At 70.7% G+C, this 6,897-nt stretch carries 6 protein-coding genes; 3 read left to right on the forward strand and 3 right to left on the reverse strand.

Annotation, left to right across the window (positions count from 1 at the left end; translation table 11 throughout):
- Positions 1-170: 170 nt before the first annotated feature.
- Positions 171-1,460: an NYN domain-containing protein gene (locus tag ABZS54_RS30050; protein ID WP_355542937.1), complete on the forward strand. Its 1,290-nt coding sequence runs from the start codon at positions 171-173 to the stop codon at positions 1,458-1,460.
- Positions 1,461-1,497: 37 nt separating this feature from the next.
- On the opposite strand, the gene ABZS54_RS30055 is transcribed toward ABZS54_RS30050, so the two are convergent.
- From ABZS54_RS30055 to ABZS54_RS30065, 3 genes are all read right to left on the reverse strand, one after another.
- Complete coding sequence (locus ABZS54_RS30055; RefSeq protein ID WP_355542940.1) at positions 1,498-1,911, reverse strand: hypothetical protein; 414 nt, start codon at positions 1,909-1,911, stop codon at positions 1,498-1,500.
- A gap of 261 nt (positions 1,912-2,172) precedes the next feature.
- Positions 2,173-3,375, reverse strand: a complete 1,203-nt coding sequence (locus ABZS54_RS30060; protein ID WP_355542943.1) for a lipid-transfer protein — start codon at positions 3,373-3,375, stop codon at positions 2,173-2,175.
- Between the two features lie 81 nt (positions 3,376-3,456).
- The gene (locus ABZS54_RS30065; RefSeq protein ID WP_355542946.1) at positions 3,457-5,661 is read right to left on the reverse strand and encodes an acyl-CoA dehydrogenase; all 2,205 of its coding nucleotides are present in this window, start codon (positions 5,659-5,661) and stop codon (positions 3,457-3,459) included.
- A gap of 206 nt (positions 5,662-5,867) precedes the next feature.
- Here ABZS54_RS30065 and ABZS54_RS30070 point away from each other — a divergent pair, with 206 nt between their 5' ends.
- Positions 5,868-6,506, forward strand: coding sequence for a class I SAM-dependent methyltransferase (locus tag ABZS54_RS30070; protein WP_355542949.1), 639 nt, complete (start codon positions 5,868-5,870; stop codon positions 6,504-6,506).
- Positions 6,507-6,674: 168 nt separating this feature from the next.
- Positions 6,675-6,897 (forward strand): hypothetical protein (locus ABZS54_RS30075; protein ID WP_355542952.1); only part of this gene is annotated, 223 nt, incomplete at its 3' end.

Genomic DNA, 6,897 nt, shown 5'->3' on the forward strand with positions numbered 1-6,897 from the left:
TGACGAACAGACACACCTACATGGCACGATCAAGCTTTCGCTTCGCAACCTAGCCCGGGTGCGCGCGGATCGGAAGACGGCCAAGATCGCAACCGGACCGTGAGTGGCCTCGCTTGCCCACACGTGACGCGTCGGACAGATTGAAGCCGTACGCATCGGGGGAGGCAGGCATGGACATGAGTATGGATTCGGGCATACCAGGCAGAATTCGCAGCGCGCTTTTTCTTGACTTTGACAATATTTACAGCGGGCTGCGCGAGACGGATCGGGCTTCGGCGGAGATTTTCGCCCGGAAGCCGTCCCAGTGGTTGGAGTGGTTGGAGAACGAGGCGATCGAGCGTGGCCTACGCCGATCGCTGCTCGTGCGCAACTGTTACCTCAACCCGGTCATGCACGACCGTTACCGGGCCTTCTTCACGCGGTCGGCCTTTCGCGTGATCGACTGCCCGCCGCTGACGGGCCGGGGCAAGAACAGCGCGGACATCCACATGGTGATGGACGTACTCGACACGCTCCAGCACTCGACCCGGTTCGACGAGGTCATCATCATGAGCGCGGACGCGGACTTCACGCCCGTGCTGCTGCGGCTGCGCAGCCACGACCGGCGCACCATGGTGATCGCCAGCGGTCCGGCCGCCCAGGCGTACGTCGCCGCGGGCGACGTGGTGATCAGCGACCAGGAGTTCATCGAACGGGCGCTGCGCGACGAGATCGACGTCGCACCGGCCGACGAGGGCGTACGCGAGCAGGTGATGGCGCACGTACGCACGCAGCTCGGCGGATCGGACGAGCCGATCGTGCTCGCGACGCTGGCCCACTCGGTGCTCCAGCAGGTCGGCCGGGAGCAGGTCACCCGCACCCGCTGGGGCGGCGCGGCCACCTTCTCGTCCCTGCTCGAACTGATGCTGGAGCAGGGCGCCGACGAGAAGCTGCTGATCAGCCGGGTCCCACCGGGTTACATCTACGACCGCACCCGACATCAGCCGCCCTCGGCCCGCCCCAACGGCCAGGGGCGGATGGACCACGTGCGCGAGCCGGTCCGCGACCTGATCGACCGGGTGGCCACGGTCACCGGGGCGCCCCGGCTCTCCCCGGAGGAGTACCACGTGCTCTTCGAGGAACTGCACGCCGAGGTCAGCGAGAACGGCTTCCAGGGCAACCAGACCTCGGGCGCGGTCCGCGACCGGTGCGCCGAGCGCATGCAGACCATCGCTCGCAAGGCGATCGCGTTCGTCACCACCGGTCTGGTCTACTCCGGCTACTGGTCCTCCACCACCCACCCGGTCGCCTCCGCCGACGACCTGGCCGGCGCCTTCCTACGCAACGTCGAAACCCTGTGCGCCAACGCCCGCCTATACCTCAACGACACGGAACGCACCCTGCTCGCCGAGTGGCTGCACAGCCCCACTCCGCGCCTCGCCCCCGACCTCACCCTCGTCCCGGACACCGACGGCACGTAACGAAACCGTGACGGGTGCGGCCCAAGCGTCGTACCCGTCACGAGGACGGCACCGCGGCCCGCGCCTCGGTGAAGCACGGCGACCTGACCTCGACCACGATCGCGTCGGACACCGGTCGGTCCGCCGTGCCGGTCCGCGAGTACAGCCGCAGTCCGTAGCGGGCCTTGGGATCGCTCGCGAGCAGGACCGCGGAATCCCCCGGCCGGCCCGCCCCGTCGAACGAGATCTCGAACCCGCCCCCACGCATACCGCCGCGCACCCTCTCGTACGCGTCCGGATGCAGCGGGCTCGCGAGCGGCACCTCGAAGACACTCTCGAGCCCTGATCCGCCCACGGCCCAACCCCGGCACTCCATCGGATCCGGCCAGGCATGCGCGGAGACCGCCACGAAGGGCCCGGCGCCGATCCACCCCGCGACCTCGGACGCGTATCCCGAGGCCATTCGCCGCACGTCCGCATCCGCGTGCACGGGCGCCGGCACAGTCGACCGCGGCGGCGTCTCGAACGCCCCGGTCAACCCACAGCCCGCCGTCGACAACGCCACGACCGCAGCCACAACCACCGCACGAACTCGGGCCGGGAACATGAGAATTCGCTTTCGTCGAGGGCTTGGGGAACACCTCCACCCTGGCCTCGACCCGAGCCCACCGCATGAGTGCGCGTACTCATCGTGCCCCGGGCGGCCCGAGCCGGGCCGCCCGGGGCACGTCGGCTAGAACTGGCCGCGGCGGTACAGGCCCACGACGGCGGCGCCGCCGAGGCCGATGTTGTGGGTCAGGCCGACCTTGGCGTCGGCGACCTGGCGGCCCTCGGCCAGCCCGCGCAGCTGCCAGCTGATCTCGGCGGCCTGGGCCAGGCCGGTGGCGCCCAGCGGGTGGCCCTTGGAGATCAGACCGCCGGACGGGTTGACCACCCAGCGACCGCCGTAGGTGGTGGCGCCCTCGGCGACCAGCTTGCCGCCCTCGCCCTCGCCGCACATGCCCAGTGCCTCGTAGGTGAGGATCTCGTTGATCGAGAAGCAGTCGTGCAGTTCGATCACGTCGACGTCCTCGATGCCCAGGCCGGACTGCTCGAAGACCTGCCGGCCGGCCGCGGCCGACATCGGCTTGCCGACCACGTCGATGCACGTCTTCGAGGCGAAGCTCTCCTCGGTGTCGGTGGTCATCGACTGCGCCACGATCTCGATCGCCTGGTCCTGCAGTCCGTGTTCGCGCACGAAGCGCTCGCTGACCACGAGCGCGGCGGCAGCGCCGTCCGAGGTGGGCGAGCACTGGAGCCGGGTCAGCGGCGCGTGGATCTCCTTGGCGCCGAGCACCTCTTCGAGCGAGTACTCGACCTGGAACTGCGCGTACGGGTTGTTCACGGAGTGCCGGTGGTTCTTGACACCCACGTGCGCGATCTGCTCGGCGGTGGTGCCATAGCGGGCCATGTGCTCGCGGGCCGCGTTGCCGAAGATCTGCGCGGTCGGCGGCGCGGTCATCGAGAACCCGTGCGCATCGCCCATGATCTTGTAGTGCGCGGCGACCGGCGACGTGGAGAAGTCGCCCTCGCCGCCCCCGCCCAGCGACCCGCGCTTCATCTTCTCGAAACCGATCGCGAGCACACAGTCGTTCAGCCCGCCCGCGACGAACTGGCGGGCCATCATCAGCGCGGACGAGCCGGTCGCGCAGTTGTTGTTGACGTTGTAGACCGGCACCCCGGTCAGGCCCAGCTCGTACACCGCGCGCTGGCCGGCGGTGGACGCCTGGAAGCAGTAGCCGACCGGTGCCTGCTCGACCAGGTCGTAGCCGACGCCCGCGTCCGCCAGGGCCTTGTCGCCGGCCTCCTTGACCATGTCCCAGTACTGCCAGTCGCGGCTCTCCGGCTTCTCGAACTTGGTCATGCCGACGCCGACGATGAACGCCTTTTGTGCCATGTCGCGAACTCCCACTGAACGGATCCGCTCGACGGACCCACGTAAAACGGATCCACCGACCGGATGAGGAAAGGAAACGGTCTACTTCTCGGTGGGCTGCGGGTCCCTCGGCAGCCCGAGGATGCGTTCGCCGACCACATTGAGCTGGACCTGCGTGGTGCCGCCGGCGATGGTCAGGCAGCGGCTCATCAGGAACCCGAACGCCGCCTTTTGCCCGGCGCCCTCGTCCACCGCGCCCAGCGGGCCGAGCAGTTCGAGGGACAGCTCGGACTCGCGCTGCTGATGCGGCGTGCCGACCAGCTTGCGCACCGAGGCGCCGGCGCCCGGCTCCAGACCGGACAACCGGGCCAGCGTGGTGCGCAGCTCGATCAGCGCGAGCGAGGACGCCTCGGCCACCAGCGCACCCAGCCGTTCGCGGAAGCCGCCGTCCACGAACTCGCCCGCCGGACCGTTCACCGCCTCGACCAGGTTCGCGATGCCGGCGCCGAACGAGCTGCCCGCGCCCATGTGCACGCGCTCGTTGCCGAGCGTGTTGCGGGCCACCTGCCAGCCCTCGTCGACCTTGCCGACCACCATGTCGTCCGGCACGAAGAGGTCTTCGAGGAAGATCTCGTTGAACATCGCCAGGCCGCTGATCTCCTTGAGCGGCCGGATGTCCAGACCCGCCGCGGCCATGTCCACGATGAAGTAGGTCAGGCCCTCGTGCTTGGGCTTGTCCGGCGAGGTGCGCGCGAGCAGGATGCCCCACTGCGACTCGCGGGCCCGCGAGGTCCACACCTTCTGGCCGTTGATCAGCCAGCCGCCCTCGGTCCTGGTCGCGCGGGTGCTGATCGCGGCCAGGTCCGAGCCCGCACCCGGCTCGGAGAACAGCTGACACCACTGGATCTCGCCGCGCAGCGTCGGCGGCGCGAACCGCTCCTGCTGGGTCGCGGTGCCGTACGCGATCAGCGAGGGGATCACCCAGTTGCCCATGGTGATGTCCGGCAGCCGCACACCCAGCGCCTTCATCTCCTGCTGGATCACCAACTGCTCGACCGGCCCGGCGCCGATGCCGTACGGCTTGGGCAGGTACGGCGCGGCATAGCCCAGCGGGGCCAGCCGGGCGCGCTGCTCGGCGCCGGACTCGCCGGCCACCTCGGTCAGGATCGCCCGCGCGGTGTCGCGCAGGTTCTCCGCCTCCGCGGGCAGGTCCAGGACCAGGTCGCGGCGCGCCCCGACGCTCGCCAGCTCGGTCACCCGCAGCCGCCAGAACGCGGCGGGACCGGCGTACTGCCGCAGGGTCAGGCCCCGGCGCAGATAGATGTGCGCGTCGTGCTCCCACGTGAAGCCGATCCCACCGAGGATCTGCACGCAGTCCTTGGTGGTGGTGAAGGCCGCCTCGATCGCGTACGTGGCCGCGATCGCCGCGGTCAGCGACCGGGTCGGCGCGTCCGAGCCCGCGTCGATCGCGCGCGCCGTGTCCCAGGTGACCGCGCGCGACTGCTCGACCCGCACCAGCATGTCCGCACACAGGTGCTTGATCGCCTGGAACTGACCGATCGGTCGGCCGAACTGCTCGCGCACCTTGGCGTATTCGGTGGCCGTGGTGAGCGCCCACGCGGCCACTCCGCACGCCTCGGCGGACAGCAGTACGGCCGCGAAGTCGCGGGCCAGGTCCTCGTCCACGCCGCCGAGCACGCGCCCGGCCGGGACCACGGTGTCCACCGTGACCTCGGCGCTGCGCCGGGTCGGGTCCACGCTCTTGAGCGCCCGGACCGCCACGTCCGCGGCGTCCACGACCACGTACGCCGACGTGCCGTCGGCCCGGCGCGCGGCCAGCACCAGCACGTCGGCGAGCGCGCCGCCCAGGATCGGCGTGGCCATCCCGCTCACCCGCAGGCCGCCCGCCTCCTCGGCCGCCACCACGGTGCCCGGGGTCGGCGCGACCGCACCGACCAGGGTGCCGTCCACCAGGCCCGGCAGCAGTTCCTTGGCCGCGTCGCCGCCGTCCGCCTGGATCAGGGCCGAGGCCAGCACGGTGGGCAGGAACGGACCGGGCAGCATGCCCTGGCCGGCCTGCTCCAGCGCCACCGCGGTCTCCACCAGGCCGTAGCCCGCGCCGCCGAACTCCTCCGCGACATGCATGCCGAGCAGACCCTGCTCGGCCAGTCCGGCCCAGTGGCCGGGCCGTTCCTCGGCCTCCGCCTCCAGCACCCGGCGCACCTCTTGGATGGGTGCAACACGTTGCACCCATCCACGTACCGATTCCGCCAGGGAGCGATGCTCCTCCGTGATGCCGATGGCCATATCGCGCCTTCCGTGACTCGGTCCAGTACTTGCGATAGTAGAACCCGTTTCAATTAATCGGGAGACCGAAGTCGGGTCGAGGGCTCCGATGTGGCCCCCGACACGGTGTCGCGAACCCGGCTGCGGCAGCATGGCGGCCCCGGGGTCGCACCGACCCGGTGCGCCGGACAGGGCCAGGCGCGGCCTCGATCAAGGAGAACCCCAGGATGAGCACCATCGACCCCGCCGTGCGGGCCGCGTTCGAGGCCGCCACCGGATTCATGCCCGCGAACGAGGGCGACGCGCTGTACGCGGCGGCGACCGAAGCCGCCAAGGTCGGCCCGCTGGTCGAACTGGGCACCTACTGCGGGCGCTCGACGATCCTGCTCGCCGCGGTCGCCCGCGACGCCGGCACCGTGGTGGTCACCCTCGACCACCACCGGGGCTCCGAGGAGCAGCAGCCCGGCTGGGAATACCACGACTCGACCCTGGTCGACCCCGAGGTGGGCGTGATGGACACGTTGCCGCGCTTTCGGCGCACGCTGTACCGAAGCGGCCTGGAGCCGTACGTGGTGGCGCTGGTCGGGCACAGCCGGGTGATCGCGCCGCTGTGGAACACCCCGGTGGGCCTGGTGTTCATCGACGGCGGGCACACCGACGAGCACGCGCAGGGCGACTACGAGGGCTGGGCACCGCACGTGGCGGACGGCGGACTTCTGCTGATCCACGACGTGTTCCCGGATCCGGCCGACGGCGGCCAGGCGCCGTACCGGGTCTACCTGCGCGCGCTGGCGTCCGGCGCCTTCGAGGAGCTACCCGGCGACGGATCGCTGCGGGTGCTGCGGCGGATCGCGCCCGGCATCTGAGCGGCGCGACGGCCGAGCGGTCGCGGCGCCGCGTCGGTCATGCGCCGCCACATCCGGTCAAGAGTGATTCGAGCCTGATTCGATTCCCTAAAGCAATCGGATCCGGTCCCGCGCGGGTCCCGTTTGCTGGGACAATGCCGATCCGGGGAAGGACGCGGGGGGATCTTGATGTCCGATCAACACCAGCACGACGACCGGCCCGGTGAACCTGAGGCGGACGGAGAACAGTTCGAGACCGTCTGGGACCGGGCGGCCAACGGCGGCGTGGGCGGCTGGGTGCGCCGCCGAGTCACCGCGGCGCCGACCGCGGTGAATCCGGACGTGCCGCCGCGCCCGCACCACCAGCCGACCGCACACCTTCGGGCCGCGGGCCCGCCGCGACCCGCCGGGC

The organism is Embleya sp. NPDC005575 (assembly GCF_040605455.1).
In the GTDB taxonomy this organism is placed as follows: domain Bacteria; phylum Actinomycetota; class Actinomycetes; order Streptomycetales; family Streptomycetaceae; genus Embleya.